Below are 23,289 nucleotides of genomic sequence, written 5' to 3'. Positions count from 1 at the left end.
ACATCAATCTGATAGTGAGGTTGAACTTTTTCGTCGTTCTTCCCTAGACTTTAAGTAACGCTGACTTTTTAGCTGACTGCTCTGCGGAAGCAAGCTTCATCCTTCATCCTTTAGCCTTTAGCCTTTAGTCTTTCCCCTATGCCTGTTCGCGTTCGCATTGCCCCAAGCCCCACCGGAAATCTGCACATTGGTACAGCACGTACAGCCGTCTTCAACTGGCTCTATGCGCATCATACTAGCGGTACCTTTGTGCTAAGGATTGAGGATACTGACCAGGAGCGATCGCGCCCCGAATATACCCAAAACATTCTCGATGGCTTGACCTGGCTAGGGTTGACCTGGGACGAAGGGCCGTTCTACCAAACGCAGCGTCTAGATTTGTATCAGCAGAAGGTGCAAGCCCTGTTAGACAAGGGTTTGGTCTATCGTGCCTATGACACACCAGAAGAGCTAGATGCCATGCGCGAGGCACAAAAAGTGAAAGGCGAAGCGCCCCGCTATGACAACCGCCATCGCCATCTGACGCCTGAGCAACGCGCTGCTTATGCGGCGGAAGGACGATCGTCCGTGATTCGGTTCATTATTGAGGACGATCGAGAGATTGTTTGGAACGACCTCGTTCGCGGCAATGTAAGCTGGAAAGGGCGTGACCTGGGCGGCGACATGGTGATTGCTCGTGCCGCATCCGGTGCTGATTTTGGGCAGCCGCTTTACAATTTTGTTGTTGTTGTCGATGACCTCGACATGAACATCACCCACATCATTCGCGGTGAAGACCATATTGGCAACACGCCCAAGCAGATTTTGCTTTACGAAGCGCTTGGAGCAGAGATCCCCACCTTTGGTCACACACCCTTGATTCTGAATGAAGCAGGAGCAAAGCTTTCTAAGCGCGATGGTGTCACCTCGATTTCAGATTTTCAGCGGATGGGCTATGTGCCTGAAGCGCTGGTAAATTACATGACACTCCTGGGATGGTCACCACCTGAAGGCATGACCGAAATCTTCACACTGGAATCTGCCGCCCCGAATTTTGGGTTTGAGCGGGTCAACAAAGCGGGTGCCAAGTTCGACTGGGACAAACTCAACTGGATCAATAGTCAATACCTGCACGCAATGCCTGCTGACAAGCTCACTGATTTGCTGATCCCCTACTGGCAAGCGGCAGGCTTTGAAGCTGACTGGACCGATCGCCCGTGGCTAGAACGGTTGAGCGCAGTGATTGGTCCCAGCCTGGCGCGTTTAGACGAAGCAGTACCCATGAGTGAGTATCTCTTTAAAGCCTCTGTTGGTTTTACAGAGGAGGCGATCGCGCAACTCAAGCAAGATGGTTCTACAACAGCAATTCAAGCCGTCTCTAGCGCGATCGCTGACTACCAAACCCTCACAGAGACAACCGTCCAGGAGTTACTTAAAAAAGTCGTCAAAGAGCAAAATCTGAAAAAAGGGCTTGTTATGCGCACCCTCCGCGCTGCCCTCACTGGAGCCATCCACGGCCCTGACTTGGTGCAATCCTGGCTACTGCTACATCAACACGGGCTGGATCAACCCCGACTACAAGATGCCTTGGTAGCAGCACAGGCAGTGTAGGGGAGGCAGAGGAGGCAGAGGAGGCAAAACTCAAAACTCAAAACTTCCCCCACTTCCCCTGCCACCCCCTCTCCCTCCGCCCCCCTCTCCTTCACTCAGGAACTCTACTCTCGTCTGCGCGTCGTTGTTCTCATTGTTACCTTTCCAGGCATGTCTTACCTAAACGATCGAGGCTTACCAAAAGGCATAGTTTTCCTTGTCTGGCTGGCGATCGCGCCTGTGACTTTGCTAACCAGTTCGTTGCTGACGATCCCGCCAACGCAAGCCCAATCGCCTCAAAGCCTTGATATCATCACGATTGGTCCTCGTTTTTCACCCAATCCGCTGGACGTGAAGGGCTTTGCAGGTGGCGATATGCCTGTCAAAGACCTGGTTGGTCGTGCAAAGACGCCAACAGGCGAATGTACGGGCTACGCCAATGCGAAGCCCAACAGCACGATCGAGTTAACCGACTTTTTCGAGTCCTTAAGTCTTGTCGTTCAGAGTAGCGACGATACGGCTTTGGCAATCCAGGGGCCAGGCGGCCTTTGGTGTAACGACGACTATCAAGGCAAGAACCCTGGTGTTTCGGGTCAGTGGCTACCCGGCACGTATAAAATCTGGGTTAGTTCCTACGCTAAAGATCGAACCCCTGCTTACGTGCTTCGCATCACTGAAAAACGTCAATAACGCAAAAGAGTTGTCTTCTATTCTGAGCAGACTCTAGCTGAGAGTTGCCTTTAGCTGAGCCTTAATTAACGGCAGCTTGGGTGAGAGAAAAAAGCCAATTAAACTCGCAAACAGGATGGGAGCAAAGGGCGTAAACCCTGTCAGCTTGGTAAGCAGCAACGTTGTGCTGATGGGCGTCCGAGTGACTGCAGCATTTAGCGCTGCCATCGTTGCGATCATTGCCAGTGCAGGATGTGTACCAGGAATGAGGAGAGCGATCGCCTTGCCAAGACAGGCTCCGGTAAAAAAGAGGGGAATAATGAACCCCCCACGCCACTCACCGTTCACTGTGACTGCGATCGCAAGCATCTTGGCAACGGCTAAAAGCAAGAGCATAACGGCGGTGAATTGACCTTCGACAATACCGTTCAATTCTTCATGACCAAAATAACGAGTGAGCGGCAAGAAACAGGCTAGACTACCCAGGATTAAACCTGCTAGTGTCGTCCGAATATAAAGCGGCAGAGAAACTTTAGCGAATGCCCAGGCACAAAGGTTGAACAGATAAATAAAGCCCCAGGCTGCCACTGCGCCAATCAGGGCATACAGACTTGCGAGAACAAAGTCATCAAGGCGATCAACGTGATATTGAGGAAACGCCCAAGTGGGAGCCATTCCCAAATGAGTAATCAAAATGAAGATGAGGTAACTGGCACAGCTTGCAACGATCGCGGGCAAGATGGCTTCGTAATACTCCAAAACATGATGATGATGGAGGATTTCTAACGCAAAGAAAGCCCCTCCCAGCGGTGCGCCAAACAAGGCTGTAAAGCCTGCTGCCATGCCTGCCAGACTTAACGTTCTCAGGTTTTCGCCTGTTAGCTGCAGGCGATCGGCAACCCACGTCCCCAGAGAGCCTGTAACTTGCACCATCGGGGCCTCAGGTCCTAAACTGCCGCCTGCCGAAATGCTGATTAACGACGTCAGAAGCATGGCAGGATTTTTTCGTGCATCAATGCGTCCGCCGCAAAAGTGAATATTGTCAACAATTAAACTGATCTCACCTGGATTGCCCAGCCAGTGAATAACTAAGCCAATGAGCAGACCTGCTAATGGCATAATCAGTAGCAAACTGACTCCCTCGAAGGATCGCAGCCATTGTGTCAGCCACTCCAGTACGCTCCAATACAGTCCCGCGAACAAGCCGCTACCGATGCCGATCGCAACCCAGCAAAGTACCCAACGCGACAAGTTCAGTGGGTTACGTGCCAGTAAACTTTTTAGCCAGAGTGTTTGCCGCTGCCCCTTAAACAAACTACGTAATTTGGCGAACAAATAAACCATCCTTGAAAGCACTGTAAGCGCTCTCATTCTTTCAAGCTGTTAGGAACCTGTGATCCACCTTGAGAGGGAGTTAAGCGCTTTTCCAGCAAGCATACTCCTGAAGCTCATTCGGCTAAGCCCATAGCGCCCCCTTTCACCACTCCTTACTCTCTTTTATCAGTGCAATCAACGGCGTTGATAGAACCCAGTTGCCTTGATCCGGTCAAATACGTTAAATTTAGTTAACAATTGTTCTCATACAAGAGTGATTGCCTTATTGAAATGCGATCGCTCTCCACAGGGGGCAGCATTCCGAGTTTCAGAAAAGGGTATCAATCCATTGCTGGTTTAATGAAATTAATGAGATCTAACGGGTGATGGCACCTCATTTTCATCGGCACCAAACTGTTTTAACCGTATTGAGAGGGCGCTAGCGTATGAAATTTTCTTGGCGAACTGTCTTATTGTGGACCTTGCCAGCTATAGTGATTGGTTTTTTCCTGTGGCAGGGTTCGTCTATAAGTACGACTGCCAACATGGGCAACAATACGGCCAGTACCCGGATGACCTACGGACGGTTTCTGGAGTATTTAGACGCTCATCGTGTAACGAGCGTTGATTTTTATGAGAATGGGCGCACCGCGATCGTGGAAGCCGTTGACCCTGAGCTGGACAACCGTTTGCAACGCTTGCGCGTAGACTTACCTGGAAACGCTCCAGAGGTCATTACCCGACTCAGAACTGATAAAGTCAGCTTCGATTCTCACCCAGCTCGCAATGACGGTGCCATCTGGGGATTGTTGGGTAATCTGATTTTTCCGGTGCTGTTGCTCGGTGGGCTATTTTTCCTGTTCCGGCGTTCTGGCAATGTTCCCGGCGGCCCTGGTCAAGCCATGAGCTTCGGCAAATCGCGCGCGCGCTTTCAGATGGAAGCTAAGACGGGCGTGATGTTCGATGACGTCGCTGGCATTGAGGAAGCGAAAGAAGAACTACAAGAAGTCGTCACCTTTCTGAAAAAGCCCGAACGCTTTACGGCTGTTGGCGCACGCATTCCCAAAGGGGTGCTGCTGATTGGGCCTCCTGGCACCGGGAAGACCCTGCTGGCAAAGGCGATCGCGGGTGAAGCAGGCGTACCGTTCTTCAGCATCTCTGGTTCCGAATTCGTGGAAATGTTTGTGGGCGTGGGTGCCTCGCGCGTCCGTGACCTCTTTAAGAAGGCGAAAGAGAACGCCCCATGCATCATCTTTATTGATGAAATTGACGCGGTTGGGCGGCAACGGGGTGCTGGCATTGGTGGTGGCAACGACGAGCGGGAGCAGACCCTCAACCAGTTGCTGACCGAGATGGATGGCTTTGAGGGCAATACAGGCATTATCATCATCGCGGCCACCAACCGTCCGGATGTGTTGGATTCGGCGCTGTTGCGTCCCGGTCGCTTCGATCGCCAAGTAACCGTTGATGCACCTGATATGAAAGGCCGCCTGGAAGTGCTGCAAGTGCACGCTCGCAATAAGAAGCTGAGTCCAGAAGTTTCTCTTGAAGCGATCGCCCGTCGGACACCGGGTTTTACGGGTGCTGACTTAGCGAATTTGCTCAATGAAGCAGCCATCTTAACTGCACGTCGTCGCAAAGAAGCGATGACGATGCTGGAAGTGGATGATGCGGTCGATCGCGTGGTTGCAGGCATGGAAGGCACACCGTTGGTAGATAGTAAGAGCAAGCGACTGATTGCCTATCACGAGATTGGTCACGCCATGATCGGCACGCTGGTCAAGGGTCATGATCCTGTTCAGAAAGTCACCTTGATTCCTCGTGGTCAGGCGCAAGGGCTCACCTGGTTTACGCCTGGAGAAGATCAGACATTAATTTCGCGAGCGCAAATCCTGGCACGCATTACAGGTGCCTTGGGTGGACGTGCCGCTGAGATTGTCATCTTTGGTGATGCTGAAGTGACGACAGGTGCCGGGAATGACATTCAACAAGTCGCGAACATGGCGCGCCAGATGGTTACCCGTTTTGGCATGTCTGACCTCGGTCCGCTCTCGTTGGAAAGCCAGCAGGGTGAGGTCTTTCTGGGTCGCGACTGGATGACTCGCTCAGAATACTCTGAAGCGATTGCCTCCCGCATTGATGCTCAAGTCCGTACGATCGTCGAACATTGTTACGATGATGCCCGTCGCATTATCCGTGAAAACCGTACGGTCATCGATCGCCTGGTAGACCTGCTAATTGAAAAGGAAACGATTGATGGCGATGAGTTTCGGCAGATCGTTTCTGAATATACAGACATCCCTGAGAAGGAAGAGTACGCTACTCGTATCTAAATCTCGAAACTCTCAGTAAGTAGTTGAACGAGGACGATCGTAAGATTGTCCTCGTTTTTATGTTTTTATACTTGCTCTATGTGTTTATAGCTGATGCAACATCGGTAAGCATCGATTTGCCTGTCCATTGCGAGTGATGCTTTTTGGTACAGCCAGATCCTCTTGCCGCAGAATCTGATTATCGGCTCCCAAGACTCGCAGTTCGCAGAGACCAGTCGCTCCCGCAGAAAGCAGTGCAAAAACACCATTGCTGCTCTCATCACGCAAAATCTTGCCATTATCAAAGGTGGCCTCAACCGCGACAACTTTTGGCTTAAGCACCCGACCATACAAAATCGTGTAGGGTTGCGAAGACGGTGCATTCCCGTCTGCCTGGCTGGGAGAGCGACCAATACCATACTCCACCAGTTGCTCCGGTGGGGGAGCCGCTCCCTTCTCAGTTCCATAGCTGCCGCTGCCGCTCACCTGCCATGCCATACCGTTGCGTTGCACAACCTTGTGTCCAAAAATCTGGAGCGTCGGTGTCTTTGCGTTAGCTGCCGGGCAGAAAGCACTGTAAAGTACAATCACACCTTGAGACCACGCTTGGGTGCTTAAAACCTTAAACCGTTCTGCTTTTGCCTTACCATCGGTGGGGCAGTTGACAGTCTGATCAATCAAGTTTTTGGGCGTTACGGTCAGCAGAGAAGTCAGAGCACAGCTTGAAGTGGTTAACGCCAAAAGCCCAGTGACGCAGAGCAGCAGCCGTTTCATTGGTGGTTTCAGTAGTTTCAATAAGGGAAAGGGCGATCGCCTGACGTTGCGCTCAACTTCAGAGTTGCTTTTGCACATTAGGGGGACGCGTTTGCCAGGGCAACCGACAACGGCATTAAAAACTAGCGTGACTCTCTCCTACCAACCGCTGAAGGCAGAACAGAAGGAGTGAGTGTGCAGGAAGCCTGAGCGAAGCCTGTACTTTAGAGTTTGCCCTGCCCCGACTGAAAATGACCTCTCTCTGGAGACAGTTTGTAAAGCGAATCCGCAGGCTAAAGCAGACTAAGGCCTGTGATGACTGGAGCGGTTGTCCAGGCTAATCCGACTCCGAATGTAATGCACTGTGCCACTTGGGACAGCCTTACGTTATTGTGATCAACAGTGACCTTTTCACCACGTCTCACCCTATGACAGCAGCGCCCTCCCATAAAAAGGCGAAAGCTCTTAAGCCCACCAGCCGTCGTCCTGCCAAAGAGCTGTGTAGCGAATGTGGGCTCTGTGACACTTACTACATTCACTACGTCAAAGATGCCTGTGCCTTCCTCAACCAGCAGATTGCCGAATTGGAGGTGCAAACCCACGATCGCAGCCGTGATTTGGCAAATCCTGATGAATGGTACTTTGGGGTCAGCCAGGACATGGTGGCAGCACGTAAAACAGAGCCAGTGCCCGGTGCCCAGTGGACAGGCATTGTCAGTACGATCGCGATCGAAATGTTGACACGCGGCATCGTAGAGGGCGTAGTTTGCGTGCAGAACTCTGAGGACGATCGCTTTCAGCCTCAGCCTGTGCTTGCCCGCACACCCGAAGAAATTTTGGCGGCAAAGGTCAATAAGCCCACCCTATCGCCTAATCTGTCCGTGCTGGAGCAGATCGAGCAGTCTGGCATGAAGCGGCTGCTGGTCATTGGTGTTGGCTGTCAGATTCAAGCGTTGAGAGCCGTAGAGAAGCAGTTGGGCTTAGAAAAGCTCTATGTGCTGGGAACCCCCTGCGTCGATAATGTGACTCGTGCCGGACTGCAGAAATTTTTGGACACTACCAGCCGATCGCCCTCTACCGTTGTGCACTACGAATTCATGCAGGACTTCCGCGTCCACTTTAAGCACGAAGACGGCTCAACCGAGACGGTACCGTTTTTTGGGCTGAAGACCAATCAGCTCAAAGATGTGTTTGCACCCTCGTGTATGAGCTGCTTTGATTACGTCAACTCTCTGGCTGATCTAGTCGTGGGCTACATGGGCGCACCGTTTGGCTGGCAGTGGATTGTCGTGCGCAACGATCGCGGTCAAGAAATGCTCGATCTTGTGCAGGATCAGATCGAAACCCAACCCGTGATGTCCCAGGGCGATCGTCATGACGCGGTACAAAACAGCATTCCTGCGTATGACAAAGGCGTCACGTTACCCATGTGGGCCGCCAAGCTGATGGGCATTGTCATCGAAAAAGTTGGCCCCAAAGGGTTGGAATATGCACGCTTCTCGATCGACTCCCACTTCACCCGTAACTACCTTTACGTCAAGCGCAACTATCCCGAAAAGCTAGACGAACACGTACCAGAGTACGCCAAGCGGATTGTTCAACAATACAAGCTACCCAACAAATAGGACAAAGAAGATTCAACGCCGTTGGCAAATGGGTCATCCACAGTGCGTAAAGCCTTGCGGCATACAAGAAACGCGGAGCGAGTGCTTTGCACTTACATCTTGCTCGTAGGCGTGAGCGAGACGCTCGCACTCAGTTGATGTAGCTGATTCAACCGAACATTGCTGGAAGGCTAGAAATAACTCTTTTGGCCGTTCGCCCTTAGGAGATTGCTATCAAACGAAATACCTGTAGGAACAGGTTTACACCAGAGCGATCGGCTGCAAGCAAAGACGCTGTCAAAAGCTGCTCCCTACCAAGCGGTACCTTTTTTCTCGAAAATCACCTTATCCTTTTGGTCGTGGTGATCGTGCCCTTCTGGCTTAAGACCCTTACTAAAGACCCCCTGAAATGCGGTTTCTTCAGCAACGCTTTTGCCCTCATTAAGCAGATAGTCAAAGAAGGTGCGCGCAATCACTGATAACTGCTTACCTGAGGGATAAATGACGTACCAATTGCGTTGTATAGGAAAGCCTTCGACATCCAGAATCGTTAACTGACTATTGTGCCCTTCGAGCGCTAACGTGTGTAGCGATAGGACAGAGATGCCAAGACCACCCGCGATCGCCTGCTTAATGGCCTCATTGCTACCTAGATCCAGCTTGACCTTAAGTTGCAGCATGTGGTCATCAAACAGTTTTTGTACCGCTTTACGCGTACCCGAACCAGGCTCACGCATTATGAATGGCTCTTCTGCCAATCGCTTCAGCGGAATATCCCGTTCATGCGCCAAGGGGTGATTGCGCTGCGCCAGCACAACCAGAGGGTTTTCCAGAAACGGATGCACCTGCACATCCATGTCTTCAGGCAACTGGCTCAGGATATAGAGGTCATCCCGATTGTCTGCCAAACTGCCTAAAACCCACTCGTGGTTATTGACCGTCAGCGAAACGTCAATACCGGGATAGCGTTGACAAAAAGGCCCTAGCAAACGGGGGACAACATATTTTGCGGTCGTTACAACAGCCAGGCGAAGTGCACCTTGCTTGAGCCCCTTAAGGTCAGCGATCGCGATCTCAAATTGAGACAGGCGTGTAAAAATGTCTCGGCAGGTCGTATAAAGCTCTTTGCCAGCACCCGTCAGGTAGAGCCGCTTACCGACCTGTTCGAACAACGGCAAACCAACCGATTTTGACAGTTGCTTTACCTGCATCGAAACCGTGGGTTGTGTCAGAAAGAGTTCTTCGGCAGCGCGGGTGAAGCTGCTGTGGCGGGCAACGGCCTCAAACACTTTCAACTGATGGAGTGTTGCATTTTTCAAGCGGGTTTCCTCGTCTGATGATCCATAGAGAAAATTCTACCCTGCTACGAGGAAAGAGTGATTTCAACCTATGGATTTCAACAGTATCATCATTGGTATGAGTCCAAGACTCCCTTCCAATGGCGTTGTATATGTGCATCATAGCTGGCTTCACTCAGGTAAGTGTCGTCTTGTTTGGCTCACAAGTGGAACAGCCTGAACGCGACTATCCCTTGCTCATGTGCAACGCCTTTCTCTCTCATTTCAATCATCTCAATTGACGCCTTACCGTTTTCAGGCTTTTCTTGCCCGACAGTAGCGATCGCTTTTGGAAGCGGTTACGTCAATAGATTGATCAAGGCTGCGTTACTGATGGTTGACTTTAAGAGGAAAGTAATCTGTGAGAACCTGTTGCGCCTCCAGGCAGCGCCAAAACCGCCTCATTTGCTCCGCGACCAACTGAGGCTGGAAATAATGAAAAAAGTGGCGGCCATCAGGGCATTGCCACAGCGTATCATCCGACTTGAAATAGGACAGCCACTCTTGTAGGACGGGTGGATGAACCACTGGATCAGTCTTACTCCCACAAACCATTAACGGCATCGTCACGCCACCTTTGGGCAAGGTCGCCAATTTAAACAAGGAATGTGGTGAAGGAGCCTCTTCCAGATCATGGTTGAGCAAAGCGACTAGAGCCTTGGCAGGATGGGGAAACTGCGGCCCAAAGAGGCTACGCGTAGTACAGGCCAGGAGTTGCTGCCGACTGCAGGCGATAAGTTGACGTTGCACATAGTAGTGAGCTTGCCAGGTAATAGCGGGCTGTGCTCCAACTGCCAGCAGTGTTAGCGATCGTACCTGTTCAGGAAACCGTCTTGCGTAGGTCAACCCCACAACGCCACTAATACCGTGACCGGCTAGATGAATGGGACGCTGCTGGCATTGCAGATAGTCATGCAACAGCAACACCGCTTGATCGATCGAACTGGCTTCATCCAGAGACTGCTTGTAAGTCCACTGCGCCACAGTGTGATGCTGAGAAAGCGATTGCAGCAACGGTTGATCAAAATGCTTCAAACTGGGGCTGGTGTTCAACCACAAAACATCAAACGAGAGGGACATGAAGACTCCAATCAGTGTGTGTGTGAAAGCAAGAGGTTAGCAGTGGATCGCCCCTTCAAAGGAGGGAAAGACGCAGCAAGACAAACGTCATTCCTGACAATCTTTGCGCAGTCGGGTGAAAGGACTGAAGCGACGTCGTTGTATCGAAGATCGATCGCAACTGGACACATCTTACCATAGCTATTGAGATTAATTAGCAATAATAAGCGCGTCGATTTAGGCGATCAAATAGCTTGCAATCCGCATAGGCTTACCCGAATGAATACCTCAATTACCTTTGCGTCGTTAAAGAGATTCCTAGAAAATAAATTACCCATATGCTTGCCTGTCTCAATTAAAAGCGAGAATCTAATCACATGCAGGTTTTGGCAAAGGGCTTGGCATTGCCAAGACCATACAGTAGAGTGAGCATCAGGTTATTTAGTTCTTCGTAGTCCTTAAAAGCGTGAGGACTTACTTAGCAATAGGGCTAAAGACAACATGGTAAAACATTGTCCAGCAGTCATCTCGCTCCGCTTACAAGCATCTTGACTGTGATTGCTCTTGCCGTTGCAGGGGAGATCTCAGTACACCAAGCACGCAGCTACTATTGATAGTAATGTCAATAGTAGTGTAGCAGGCTCCTATGCAACACAGCCATCTGCATGACCTGACTGCGTGACCCATTTTATGCTTCACTCTGCATAGAGACTGAAAATCCTGTGCTTTATCCAGGGGGGTCAGGCAGGAAGCATCAGTTACTTTTCCTTTTGTGGCATAGTTAGTACAATTGTTCGAGAGCAATTCTTCTGGAGAGCGACTTTGCCAACGATCATTCCAGCCCAGACGCTAACTGCATCACCTCACTATGGAAATTCTTTCAGTTAGCCTCAAGAACTTTAAGTCGCACAGCGATCGCCACTTTACTTTTCAACCGGGAACCAACGCTATCTGTGGCGAAAACGGTGCTGGCAAAACCAGCATTCTGGAAGCGATCGCCTGGGCAATGTTCGACTACACGGGCGACTACAACAAAGACGATTTGATTCGCAATGGATCTGCCAGCGCTCAAGCACGGGTTGCGTTCATCTCCAGCCGCGACGGGCGCACCTACGAAGTCCAGCGCTGTACTAGCAAAGGCTACACGCTCTACGATCCCCAGTTGGCTGAACGCCTCCCCTACAGCCGCATCAAAGAAGAAGTCATGCCCTGGCTGCGGGAACATCTAGGCGTGTCACCCGGAACCGATCTGAGTCAGCTCTTTTCCAGCACGATCGGCGTACCGCAGGGAACCTTCACCGTTGACTTTTTGCTCACCAAAGAGAAGCGCAAGCCAATTTTCGACAAGATTCTCAAAGTTGAAGAGTATCAACAAAGCTGGAAGAAGCTCGGCGATCTGGAGAAGTACGCCAAGAGTCAGGTTGAGAGTCTGGAACAGGAAATTGCTCACTACGACGATGCTTTGACGGAACTGGAATCGCTACTGCAGAAGCGTCACACGCAAAGTGAGGAGATTAAACAAGTCCAAACTGAGCTTGAACAAGCACAAACAGCATTGATCCAATGGCAGCGTGAGCAGGAGCAGCTCAGCGCTCAAGCCACTCAGATGCAACAGCTTGACAGCCAGTTAGAAGCGCTAACAGCCCGCATCCAAACCCAAACAGCTTTCACTGAACGCTTACATCTTGCCTTGCAAGAAGCAGAACAGGCGGTGGCAATCTGCACGGAACATCGTGAGGCTTTTCAGGCGTTTGGGCAAGCAGAGAAAGCCCTCAAGGAATTGGAACAGCAGCAACGATCGGAGCGCGAGCTTCAGCACAAGCGCCAACACAGCCAGGAGCAACTGCGCGATCGCCAGACCAAGCTAGCAACACTCACCCTCCAGCTCGATCGCCTCCAGCAAGCCAAAGCAGACCTTGAGCAACTAGAGCCCTTGATCGAGCAGCAACAGCAGCTAGAGGACTCTCTAAAAGCCCTCAATCAGCAGCTCCAAAATTGCAGCACCTGGCAGCGCACCGTCCAAGACCAGGAGAAACGGCTGGTTCAGATGCAGATCCGCATCACTCAAACAGACAAAGAGATCAGTTGCGTCCAGGCGCTAGAACCCCTGGTGCAACAAATCCCAATCCTGGAACAACAGCAGCAACGCTATCAGCAGCAGCTGAGCCGGATTGCAGCCGCGGCGCAGTTTGAAGCTGATTTACGGCAAATGTTGAGGCAATCAGAGGAAACAGGCGATCGCTACTTCAACCAGGTGGCCCAAGCCGAAGCAACATTGAGAGACTTGCAGCAAACCGTGCCGCTCTGGACGGAACCGCTAGAGTTGGCGCTGACCACCCTTCGGAGTGGCGTTGACTGGCAGCAGCAGTTGCTGACTGCCCTTCAGTCAATTCTTCAGGATCTGGCAGAGCAAACCTCTGAGGCTCGCCTGGAGAAGCAGCTCCAACAACTCCAGTCGGATTTAAAAAAGGCTCGTCAGCAGCAGCTTGAGTTTTCTGGCTTAGCGCAACGTTTGAGCGATCGCGCCGAACGGCACGAAGAGGCGATCGCGCTCCAGGCTAGCTTGACGGAGCTACAGACCCAACTGACCGCCGAACCGTTTCTGCAAAAACAACAGACGCGGCTGGCTCAAGAGCTTGAGGCACTGGGCGATCCCCGTGGTCGTAGTCGCCTACGTCAGCAAGAACTGCAGCAAGAACCGACCCTAAGAGCCAACGTAGAAACAGTCCAAACGTCCCTTGCAGAGGATCAGCAAGCGATCATCCTACTTGATCAGCAGCTTGCCACCTTCGCTGACCTGGGAGAGGCACTGCAAACCCAACAGTCGTTACGCGAACAGCACCGGGCAGCGCATCAGGAGTATTTAGAGAATCAAAAACTGGCGAATAGTCGGCGAGAACGGCACCAACAGTTGCAAGAGGCGATCGTCCAATTGCAAGCGCTGGAGCAAGACGCAAAAACGGTCAGTGAAGCACACAAACAACTCCATGAAACCTTCAATGCTGAACACTTTCAGGCTGTACAAACGGCATACCAACAAACCAAAGAGCGTGGGATTGCCCTGAATGCCAGTCTGCCCGACAAACTGAAATATCTAGAAGCACTGAATCAGCAGTTAACTCGCCTGGAAGTCTTGCAGACCAAGCGATCGCAGGCACAAGCTTGGCTGGAGCAAAAGCGAAAAACGCAGCGCTTCGTTAAATTTGCGCGCGATGCATACAAGAAGGCTGGTCCGCGCATTACCGAGCGCTATGTCCAGCGTATTTCACGTGAGGCAGACCGACTGTTTCGCGAATTGCTCAATCGCCCAAACGTGGGGTTGGAATGGACACGAGACTACGAAATTATGGTGCAAGAAGGTGCACATACCCGACGCTTTCTTAATCTTTCGGGTGGAGAACAAATGTGTGCAGCACTCGCAGTAAGGCTAGCCCTGCTCAAAGTACTGGCAGACATTGATATTGCCTTCTTTGACGAGCCGACGACGAACATGGACAAACCTCGAAGGGATCACCTGGCAGAAGCGATCGCCAACATCAAAACCTTCCGACAACTCTTTGTGATCAGCCACGACGATACGTTTGAGAAGGTCACTGAAAACATCATCCTCATCGAACGCGAGTAGGGGCACGCATTGCCGTGCCCCTAACCAACAACGCATAGCAGTTTCATCGCTCTAATTAGCTCTAATTACTTTTTCGCCTGTTTCTGAAGATCTGCCTTACAAACCTTCAGCATACGATAATCGTTTTCGCTCACTTTACTGAGACGCTGGAAGCCTTGCAGCCCGATGTCTTGAAAGGCAGGATTGCCTTGAGCCGCAACGTTTGACGTTTTTTCTAGCGCAATTTCAAATGGGTTTGCAGTGCGATCGTAGCTGTTCACTACCCTCAGCGACAGTTGGTCACCTTGAAACTTGCCAGAGGTGCAATCAAAGGACGATCGCGGCATATAGAGCGCCCCAACCACCTGCCCTTGCTTTGCTTCAAAGACAAAGTAACCTTGACCAATCTGGTCAGGCTGAGCCGATTGCCCATACAGATAAACGCCATCAGGCAAAACTTGTTTTGCGGCAGCCTGCGGCTTAGGAGCGACTTCAGCGGCAGCGATTGCTGGCGACACGGTCGGCAGCAAAGCGGCACCCAGCAGGCCAACGGACAGTGACAGCCCTGCCAGCCAATGGCGAGAGCGATTCATTTGAGAAACCCACGGCGAGATGGCATTGATGAATGAATTTCGCATCGTGTTTCTCCTGTGGACTTGAAAGAATGGACTCGATAAAAGCCGCTTTGTGCCGTATGCTCTAATCTCAAAAAGCATTGGCAGCTCCGACGGAAATGAATACAAAGGCATCTGCATCGATTCCGGAGTGTATAAGCAGATTACGTTAAACTCAAAGCCTCCACATCATCCCTCTGACTCACCTAACTGGGTGACTTGGTGGTACTTTGGGCTGACTTAGAGCTGGGTAGACTTAGGTAAATTGTCTGACAAGGATGGGCAAGTCACTTGCAGCGATCGATCAAGTGAGATAGCAGTGATTCATCATGAGGCAGACGGATAGCACCAATGACCGACGAGTGCGGTCACTCAACAACTAAATCTGGGGCTGGAGCGATGTCAAGGCGACTGCATCTGCTGTCTACCTCCACATCACTATCAAATCATTAATGACAGGCTTCTACAATTACATTTGATAACAAGAATTGGCTGTGTAGTCTTTGCCTGAGTTGGGTACTCTTCAGATAGGTAAAGATAAAACCACCACCCGTGGCTAAGCATCATGGTTGCATCAGAGCAAACGCCGCTGCATCAGGCCAGTCTCAAACGCTAAAAGCCTTCATATGTGAATCACTAGACGTTGCAGCAGTTTAAGCCAACGTTAACGGCAAGTATAAGGACGTGCTCATTCGGACAGCGCCTTCAACACGTTTCATGAATCCACTGTCCATCAGAGTTTTGCCGCCAGTACCATTGCTGACATCGACAAGCGTTAGTTTCGTTCCACCGCTCTACCGCTCTACCATTTCGACTCCTGCCCCAAACCAGTTATCACAGCTTCCATGACGGATTTCCGTGTTAATCCTCGAGCGATGGTCAGAAGCGGTCGCCGTTGGCTGACGCTGGCGCTCAAGCATCCTGCAGTCCTCTCTGGCATTCTGGCTACCAGCTTAGTACTCGGTATCCGCCAAGTCGGTGGGCTCCAATCCTTAGAACTACTGGCCTTTGACCAGATGGTGCGACTACGCCCCAGTGCTGGCGCTGATCCCCGCTTGCTTGTCGTCGCTATTACCGAGGACGATATTCGATCGCAGAACCGTTGGCCCATGTCCGATCAAGTCGTCGCTCAACTGCTGGCAAAGCTCAACCAGTACAAACCAAAGGTCATCGGGCTCGACATTTATCGTGACGTGCCGCAGCCACCAGGACAGGCCGCACTGCTTAAGCAACTGCAAGCTAGCAATGTGATGACAGTGCTGCTGTTGGGTGATGCTGATAATGGCGGCGTTCCAGCACCACCGACAGCACCGAGCAATCAAGTTAGCTTTAGTGATTTTGTGGTTGACCCCGACGCGGTTGTGCGACGCAATCTGCTGTTCGCTACGACGAAAAACGATCAGCTTTACTCGTTTGCGCTCCGGTTAAGCCTGCAATATCTGGCTGACCAAAACCTACTGTTCCGCGTCAACCCAAACGATCTGCAAATTGGTAAAGCGGTTTTCCCTGTGTTAAATCCCCATGCTGGGAGTTATCAAGCACTCGACGATCGGGGTTATCAGGTGCTGCTTAACTACCGCTCTGCCAATAACGTGGCACGACAGGTCACGCTCACGCAGGTACTAAAGGGAGAATTGCAGCCGGAGTGGGTGAAAGATAAGCTCGTGCTGATTGGTACGACTGCTCCCAGCGGCAAAGATTTGTTTTTAACGCCTTACAACTTATCGGCCACGCAGCAGAACCCTAAAACGCCGGGTGTTTTGATTCATGCCCAAATGGCGAGTCAAATTCTCGGTCATGTTCTAGATGGTAACTCCCTGCTGTGGTACTGGTCTGAACCAGGCGAAATGGTGTGGCTCTGGCTATGGGCAATGATGGGCGGCGTTTTGGCATGGCGGTTTCGCCATCCCGCTTCACTGGTGTTCATGATTATTGCCGCTGTAGGAGGGCTCCTCTGCCTTGGTTTCGGTATTTTGCTGCAGTCAGGTTGGGTGCCTGTTGTACCCGCGGCGATCGCGCTGATCCTGTCTACGGCTGGTGTGGTGGTTTATCGGTTGCTGCATGACGCGTTCCACGATGCGCTGACGGGGCTTCCCAACCGCGCCTTGTTGATGAAACAGCTGCAGTGGCTGAGCAACCCCAATCAGCGCTTGAGACTGCAAAGAGACCAATCGAAGGCACCAACGATCGCAGTGCTCTTTCTGGGTTTAGATGGCTTCAAAGCAATTAATGACAGCTTTGGGCATCGTCTGGGTGATCAACTGTTGGTCGTGACGACCGATCGGCTGAAAAGCTGCCTGCAGCCTGACGATCAACTCGCACGGGTTGGCGGTGACGAATTCGCCATTCTACGACGCAATGTGCAAGATCCTGACGAGGTGACCTATCTGGCCGATCAGTTGCAGAGGCAGGTGACGCTACCCATTCAGCTTAATGGGCAAGAGGTATTTAGCACGGCTAGCATTGGCATTGTGCTCGGTCGTTCAGACGCAGGCTATGAACCCGAAGACATTCTGCGTGATGCTCACACTGCCATGTATCGGGCAAAGGCATCGGGCAAAGCGCGTCACGAAGTCTTTGTGACAGGGATGCGTGTGCAGGTGATGACCCGCCTTCAGCTTGAAACCGATTTGCGACGTGCGATCGAACGGCAAGAGTTTCGGCTGCACTACCAACCGCTGATCTCGCTGCAAACCGGCAAAATTGCTGGGTTTGAAGCATTGGTGCGCTGGCAGCATCCCGAACGGGGTTTGGTGCCTCCCAACGATTTCATTCCTGTAGCAGAAGAAACCGATCTCATTATTCCGATGGGGCAGTGGATTACTCACGAAGCCTGCCGTCAGCTGCACCTTTGGCAAGAAAAATTTCCCCAAGAGCAACCGCTGATCGTCAGCGTCAATCTATCGGGTAAACAGTTCTCGCAGCCGGACTTAGTGGAACAAATTGAACAGACGTTGCAAGACACTGGGCTGGATGGACGGACTCTCAAGCTAGAAATTACTGAAAGCATGGCAATGACGGATGTAGAATCCACGATCGCCCTCCTCCAACGCCTCAAAGCCCTCCATCTGCAACTGAGCATCGATGACTTTGGCACAGGCTATTCTTCGCTGAGCTACCTGCATCGCTTCCCGACCAATACGATTAAAGTCGATCGCTCCTTTGTGAGCCGTATGGGCGACGAAGGCGAAGATGCCCAAATTGTCCAGACCATCATCATTCTGGGGCATAACTTAGGCATGGACATTGTGGCAGAAGGCGTGGAAACAGCTGAACAGCTTGCCAGCTTGCGTGGACTAAAATGTGAATACGGTCAGGGCTTTTTCTTCTCCAAACCACTGGTGGCAGAGGCAGCAGAAGCCTTGTTGCAGACTGATCCGCAGTGGTAAGGAAGGGGAGGAGGGAGGGTTTTGAGTTTTGAGTAGCGCTTTGCGCCGCTACGCTAGAGAGTTTTGAGTTTTGAGTTGATGCTGATTCCTGACTCTTGGCTCCTATCTCCTTCAAAGCAATAGCCCTCACAGTCGTATACTATCGCTGAGAGAGCAATTGGCAGCGATACGTTGATGATGCAGAGACTTTTGAAGGGTATGGGAGCAATCCTATTGGTCGTGCTGTTGACAGCTTGCGGTTTGCCGCTCGGGGGACCCAGCCGTCACTTAGTGGAACGGGCGATCGAGCTGCAACTGCAGCAGACCCAGGCAGCGTTAAATCAACAGCTGCGGCTAGGCGTACAGCCGACCGATCTCACAATTAAGCGCGTCCTGATTGCAGAACAAACGCCTATAACCATCGAAGATCTAAACGCGTTTCGGGTGCGTGGTACGTACAACATCACCACAAAACTACCCACGCGGCAAATTACGGAACAGCAGAACCCCTTCCAGGTCTATCTCCAGCGCCAGAAGGAAGGCAAAACCTGGCGTTTAGCGCGTCTGCAAGTAGATGAGAATGGTGAACCAACGTGGGTGACACAGCGCCTTCCATAAGATTAGGGCCGAAGTTTCATGGTAAGAGTTTCAAGTAATCCAACGCCAACGGCTCTTGCTAAAGGAACTGAGTCAGTCTTAATGCTCATGCAGCGTTTGTCATGTCAGTTGGTTTACGTAGCTTAAGACAGGTGGCTATGCGCACAGGTTCAATGGCACCTGTAGATCTACCTGGAGGAGTAGAAAAAGCTGGTAGCACAGACGCTTGCAAACCTAGTGCTTGTAGACAATGAAGCCCGCGATCGCATCCAGCAGTGCTTCCGGTTCATCAGCGCGTATGGAATGACCGCTGTGCTCAAAAATCCGCAAATCGGCGTTCGGGATCGCCTTGGCGATTTCTTCTGAAAATTCGGGCGGACAGATCCAGTCGTGCCGTGCGCCAATGACCAGGGTTGGAGCCGTAATTTTAGGTAATTCGCTACGAACATCATACGTTCGTAAAAAGCCACCAAACGCCACGTTAATCGCATCCGGTGAGAGAATCGACCGATCCCAGGCTTTTGGCGGCGCATCTGGATCGTAGGTGATGGAGTAGAGTGATCGCATGACGGTGAAGTATTCGCGCAACTGTGCTTCATTCTCAAAGTTACCGTCCCAGAGGCGTTGAGCGACCGCCTTCTGTTCATCCGTGCCGCGCTCTGCCAAGATCGACTTGGCTCGCTCCAGAAAGCGGTAATCGGGCACAGTGACGATCGCAATCAGGTGCGACACATTTTGCGCATACCGACTGGCATAGGTTAACGCCACCATGCCGCCGTAAGAGGCGCCAATCACCACAATCTGGTCTAAGCCAAGGTGCTGACGGAGCGCCTCCATATCCTCCACATTGTTGTCCAGCGTGTAGGTTTCTTTCGCTCCCCGTGCCGATCGTCCCTGACCGCGATGGTCAAAGTAAACCAGCTGCATTTTCTTGCTCAGTGGCGACAGCGTTGGCTTGAAGGACGTGTGATCGGCTCCAGGGCCACCGTGAACTAAGAAGGCAACCGGTTTTTCCCGCATTCGCGCACCATCAGGCACCAGTCCAGCACCTTCGATATCAAAGTAAATCTCGGTATCGCGCAATTTGGCTCGCATGGGAGTTTTGAGTTTTGAGTTTTGAGTTGGAAAGGCTAAAGGCTAAAGGCTAAAAAGTCTTGAGTTTTAGCCTTTAGCCTTCATCCTTTAGCCTTCTGCCCTCTGCCTCGATCACGAATACCCTCTCATCTGCTCTGGTAAATTCATTACCGATCGATAATGCGCTTCCACTTGAGCAATTTTGGTTGATTGGCGGTTTGTGACCCACTGGCTGCGATCGAACAAGTTTTGCCGCAGATCATCTACGTTGATGGTGGTGATACTGCCGTTGGTGACAATGCGATCGCCCCGCACCCAAACACTATCGACTGCTTGTGTCGGACGACCCAGCACCAACAGCCCAATTGGATCGGTGCGTGGCAGCAGTGATAGATTTTTCAAGTCATACAGCACCAAATCGGCCTGCTTGCCTACCGTGAGCGAACCAAATTCATCAGCCATGCCCAGCCCTGTAGCACCGCCCAACGCTGCCACTTCTACCGCTTCGCGGGGTGTCATCCAGTGGCGATAATCAAAATCGGTAACGTTATGCAGAATCGAGCCAATTTTGATCGCCTCCAGCAAGTCTTGAGAGTCGTTGCTAGCAGAACCATCGCAGCCAAACGCCACATTGACGCCCGCCCGCAAATACTTGAGGATGGGTGCAATGCCGCTACCCAGGCGCAGGTTGCTCAGGGGATTGTGGACTACCGTCGCTTTGGTTTCGGCAAGAATGGCAATGTCTGCGTCGTCTAGCCAGACGCAGTGTGCCAGAGAGGTGCGATCGCTTAAAAAGCCCAGTTGCTGCAAATGCTCAACTGCACTACAGCCATATTTTTCATGTGCCAACATCTGCTGCGCTTTGGTTTCTAGCAAATGGGTATGGAGCGGCAGCGTGTAACGATCGCTCAACTCAATGAATCCCTCAAACAGATCATCCGAACTGAGCTGTAAGCCTGTTGGTGCAGGCAGAATGACAATGCCCTCGTCAGGCTTGTGAAACTGAAGAATGGCTTCCTGGAGCACCGCGATCGACTCCTGCGTCGATCGTTGATACGGAATATGCTCTCGTTCGACGCCACCCGATGGAATGCTGGCTGTCAGCGGTTCATCCTGCATCAAAGGCCCCACAAACGCACGGATACCTACTTCACGATAGGCGCGCACTGCCGCCGCGATCGACTCTAGTTCGCGACCCGGCACCATGACCAGATGATCCACAACGCTGGTGCCGCCTGACAACAAGGTTTCGACTGCCGTTCCCAACGCACTCAAGTAGAGCTGTTCTGGGTCAAGTGGCTCAAATTCATACAGCTCTGCAATCCATAGCTCTAGAGGCGTGGGGGGAATCATGCCTCGCTGCCACATTTCAGGCGAATGGGTGTGAGCATTCACAAAACCAGGCAACAGCAGCTTATTACGCCCATCCACAGCGGTTCCTACGAGATTTAAGTTGGGAGCGATCGCCACGATGCATCCATCCACAATCTGCACATCAACCGTCTCATACCCTTGCTCAACCGGAACTAATGCACTCTGAATGGTGAAATCCACGAACTTAATCCTTCCTAACTGACTGACTATCCTTTTAAGGATGAGAAACCCCACTAATGGCAGTTTTTACCCATCAACTCATCTTAGTTGTAGATACTGTGTTCATTGGTTGAAGTCAAGCAGTCAAGGTCTTGCAACGACTAGATTTGTATTGCGGGAACTGACCAGTCACCACTTGCGCGATCGCGTCGTCAACGCTACGAAAATGCGGATCATGCAGTGAATCTGATCTTTCAGTCAATCATCCACCGAGTTCAGCAACACCAGCAGCAACGCTATGGGTGATCGAGCGGGTTGAAAGCTGAAAGCTCCGGCTTCTTGGAGACGCTGGGGATCTAAAAGCCAGGGAGGTGGAGTCAGTTAACTAGCAGTGGCAGCTTTAGGGCGTGTAGGGCGCTTCCGCTCGGATTTCTTCTTCAAACCAACGGCTTGTGCCTCGTTGCTATCGACACCAAACTGTCCACGCACGACTTCTTTCATCGTCAGAATCGTGTTGTGGAATTCCCATTCTGCCAGACGGGCAGCATCAGACGCAGCACGGAACAGCGCAAGTTTCTCGGTTTCGCTTTGCTGCTGTGTCAGCATTACTTGATGTGCCCGTCGCAATGCTTCTGGGGTGGCTTCTTTGCGCTGGGTGCTGTAGCCTTCGACCGTGTTGAAGCCGTTGAGTGCATCGGTGTCTTGGCTGAGGACTTGAGGCGAGAGGCGACGGCTGGTATCTCGTGGTGGCATGACGGAGCCTTGAGTAGAGATTAACGGCTTTAGTGTGCCCCTTGCAACACGACGGTTAACGCTTACAGAAGGAATCGATGCGGCTGCAATGCCAATGTGAGTCGATCGAGTTGAGATCGATGCGGTCACATTGGCACTGTACGGGCATACATTTGAGATCGATCGCGATCAATTGATGATCGATTGCCATACATTCGAGATCGATCGCGATCGAGTCGCGATCGATGCGGTCACATTGGCAATGTCAGCGGGTGCATTGCCAACGTGAGGAAATGCAGGAGCCTGGTTGTAGTCAACGTTAAATGGGTGGGTGTTGCCCTGTAGTACGTAGCACCCGACGCAAGTTGACGACTCCTTCCCGATTTAGCCGCAAGGTACTTACGGTTGCGCGACCGATGGGAGTTAAGCCAACGATTAAGGTGGTGTCTTCATTCCAGGCAAAGTGGTCACGCCACAGCATGGTACGAGGGTTGTAAAGCGCTACAGGCTGAGCAGCAACCGGGTCTAATCCCTCTATTTCGTTGTATTTGTAGTTGTTGCAGCCCTGGCAGGTTAACGCCAAATTTTCAGCGATCGTGTCATCGTTCCGGCTGGTGGGGATGACATGTTCAATCACCGATGACTCGATCGCAAATCTGGCTTGACTGCGGCAGTATTCACAGCAGCCCTTTGCTCGATCGAATACGAGGCGCTTCAAAGCAACAGGAATATAGTCCTTAGGCATACGTGGGCGACTGGATACCTAAATCGTCCATCAATTGTAAGAGGGTCACCTGGCGCAGGGTAGCGAGTTTGACTAAGGCATCTGCCCGTTGAGCCGTCAGCAGTTCCATGCGATCGCTCAGAGGTAAGAGTTCTTCATACTCGGCAGGAGTCAGGGTTTCGGCATCTCGTTTCTCGGTTAAGGCATGGTATCGCTGGTGCAGGTCAGCAGGGATGCCCTGATTGATTTGCAGCAGCAGTGAGGCTTCCTGCGAGGGGAGAATTAGCGCTTTGCGGCGCGCACGGAGCAGAAAGATCCCATTGACGAGGGTTTCTAAATCAGTCTCGCTGGGGCGTATCTATTGGTTGGGGGAGTACAAGGTAGGCGATAGCGGATGCTCAGCGAACAACTCATCAAAGCGCTGAT

The 23,289-nt window shown here is 51.7% G+C and carries 17 protein-coding genes; 8 read left to right on the top strand and 9 right to left on the bottom strand.

Features of this window, described 5'->3' with window-relative positions; genetic code table 11:
- The first annotated feature begins 138 nt into the window (after nucleotides 1–138).
- Both gltX and C7B82_RS19925 read left to right on the top strand, forming a co-directional pair.
- Entirely contained in the window at nucleotides 139–1,590 is a 1,452-nt protein-coding gene (gltX, locus tag C7B82_RS19930; RefSeq protein ID WP_106258028.1) for a glutamate--tRNA ligase, read from the top strand.
- Nucleotides 1,591–1,740: 150 nt separating this feature from the next.
- Nucleotides 1,741–2,259, top strand: a complete 519-nt coding sequence (locus C7B82_RS19925; RefSeq protein WP_106258027.1) for a hypothetical protein — start codon at nucleotides 1,741–1,743, stop codon at nucleotides 2,257–2,259.
- A 33-nt stretch (nucleotides 2,260–2,292) separates the two neighbouring features.
- Here C7B82_RS19925 and C7B82_RS19920 read toward each other — a convergent pair whose 3' ends face one another.
- Nucleotides 2,293–3,582 carry a chloride channel protein gene (locus C7B82_RS19920; RefSeq protein WP_106258026.1) on the bottom strand — a complete coding sequence of 430 codons (1,290 nt, stop codon included), beginning with the start codon at nucleotides 3,580–3,582 and terminating at the stop codon, nucleotides 2,293–2,295.
- Between the two features lie 416 nt (nucleotides 3,583–3,998).
- Here C7B82_RS19920 and ftsH2 point away from each other — a divergent pair, with 416 nt between their 5' ends.
- Entirely contained in the window at nucleotides 3,999–5,885 is a 1,887-nt protein-coding gene (ftsH2, locus tag C7B82_RS19915; RefSeq protein ID WP_106258025.1) for an ATP-dependent zinc metalloprotease FtsH2, read from the top strand.
- A gap of 84 nt (nucleotides 5,886–5,969) precedes the next feature.
- Here ftsH2 and C7B82_RS19910 read toward each other — a convergent pair whose 3' ends face one another.
- On the bottom strand, nucleotides 5,970–6,716 hold the full coding sequence (locus C7B82_RS19910; protein WP_106258024.1) for a hypothetical protein: 747 nt from the start codon (nucleotides 6,714–6,716) through the stop codon (nucleotides 5,970–5,972).
- Nucleotides 6,717–7,045: 329 nt separating this feature from the next.
- Here C7B82_RS19910 and C7B82_RS19905 point away from each other — a divergent pair, with 329 nt between their 5' ends.
- Entirely contained in the window at nucleotides 7,046–8,242 is a 1,197-nt protein-coding gene (locus C7B82_RS19905; RefSeq protein WP_106258023.1) for a Coenzyme F420 hydrogenase/dehydrogenase, beta subunit C-terminal domain, read from the top strand.
- A 290-nt stretch (nucleotides 8,243–8,532) separates the two neighbouring features.
- Here the strand turns inward: C7B82_RS19905 and C7B82_RS19900 are convergent, their stop codons facing one another.
- Nucleotides 8,533–9,540, bottom strand: a complete 1,008-nt coding sequence (locus C7B82_RS19900) for a LysR family transcriptional regulator (RefSeq protein WP_106258022.1) — start codon at nucleotides 9,538–9,540, stop codon at nucleotides 8,533–8,535.
- 345 nt (nucleotides 9,541–9,885) lie between these two features.
- Entirely contained in the window at nucleotides 9,886–10,638 is a 753-nt protein-coding gene (locus tag C7B82_RS19895) for an alpha/beta fold hydrolase (protein WP_106258021.1), read from the bottom strand.
- 847 nt (nucleotides 10,639–11,485) lie between these two features.
- Between C7B82_RS19895 and C7B82_RS19890 the strand changes: the two genes are divergently transcribed.
- On the top strand, nucleotides 11,486–14,242 hold the full coding sequence (locus C7B82_RS19890; RefSeq protein WP_106258020.1) for an AAA family ATPase: 2,757 nt from the start codon (nucleotides 11,486–11,488) through the stop codon (nucleotides 14,240–14,242).
- 65 nt (nucleotides 14,243–14,307) lie between these two features.
- Here the strand turns inward: C7B82_RS19890 and C7B82_RS19885 are convergent, their stop codons facing one another.
- On the bottom strand, nucleotides 14,308–14,859 hold the full coding sequence (locus C7B82_RS19885) for a hypothetical protein (protein WP_106258019.1): 552 nt from the start codon (nucleotides 14,857–14,859) through the stop codon (nucleotides 14,308–14,310).
- A gap of 821 nt (nucleotides 14,860–15,680) precedes the next feature.
- On the opposite strand from C7B82_RS19885, the gene C7B82_RS19880 reads away from it, so the two are divergent.
- Both C7B82_RS19880 and C7B82_RS19875 read left to right on the top strand, forming a co-directional pair.
- Nucleotides 15,681–18,224 carry an EAL domain-containing protein gene (locus C7B82_RS19880; protein WP_106258018.1) on the top strand — a complete coding sequence of 848 codons (2,544 nt, stop codon included), beginning with the start codon at nucleotides 15,681–15,683 and terminating at the stop codon, nucleotides 18,222–18,224.
- A 198-nt stretch (nucleotides 18,225–18,422) separates the two neighbouring features.
- Nucleotides 18,423–18,821, top strand: coding sequence for a hypothetical protein (locus C7B82_RS19875; protein WP_245940002.1), 399 nt, complete (start codon nucleotides 18,423–18,425; stop codon nucleotides 18,819–18,821).
- Nucleotides 18,822–19,034: 213 nt separating this feature from the next.
- Here C7B82_RS19875 and C7B82_RS19870 read toward each other — a convergent pair whose 3' ends face one another.
- From C7B82_RS19870 to C7B82_RS19860, 3 genes are all read right to left on the bottom strand, one after another.
- Nucleotides 19,035–19,895, bottom strand: coding sequence for an alpha/beta fold hydrolase (locus tag C7B82_RS19870; protein WP_106258017.1), 861 nt, complete (start codon nucleotides 19,893–19,895; stop codon nucleotides 19,035–19,037).
- Between the two features lie 111 nt (nucleotides 19,896–20,006).
- Nucleotides 20,007–21,428, bottom strand: a complete 1,422-nt coding sequence (locus C7B82_RS19865) for an amidohydrolase (protein WP_106258016.1) — start codon at nucleotides 21,426–21,428, stop codon at nucleotides 20,007–20,009.
- 360 nt (nucleotides 21,429–21,788) lie between these two features.
- The gene (locus tag C7B82_RS19860) at nucleotides 21,789–22,289 is read right to left on the bottom strand and encodes a hypothetical protein (protein ID WP_245940001.1); all 501 of its coding nucleotides are present in this window, start codon (nucleotides 22,287–22,289) and stop codon (nucleotides 21,789–21,791) included.
- Between the two features lies 1 nt (nucleotide 22,290).
- Between C7B82_RS19860 and C7B82_RS32520 the strand changes: the two genes are divergently transcribed.
- The gene (locus tag C7B82_RS32520; protein ID WP_181357578.1) at nucleotides 22,291–22,428 is read left to right on the top strand and encodes a hypothetical protein; all 138 of its coding nucleotides are present in this window, start codon (nucleotides 22,291–22,293) and stop codon (nucleotides 22,426–22,428) included.
- Between the two features lie 30 nt (nucleotides 22,429–22,458).
- On the opposite strand, the gene C7B82_RS19855 is transcribed toward C7B82_RS32520, so the two are convergent.
- The gene (locus C7B82_RS19855) at nucleotides 22,459–22,884 is read right to left on the bottom strand and encodes an HNH endonuclease (RefSeq protein WP_106258014.1); all 426 of its coding nucleotides are present in this window, start codon (nucleotides 22,882–22,884) and stop codon (nucleotides 22,459–22,461) included.
- Nucleotides 22,885–23,289: the final 405 nt, after the last annotated feature.

Source organism: Stenomitos frigidus ULC18 (assembly GCF_003003795.1).
In the GTDB taxonomy this organism is placed as follows: Bacteria; Cyanobacteriota; Cyanobacteriia; order Leptolyngbyales; family Leptolyngbyaceae; genus Stenomitos; species Stenomitos frigidus_A.
This window is presented reverse-complemented; position numbering and strand designations above follow the sequence as displayed.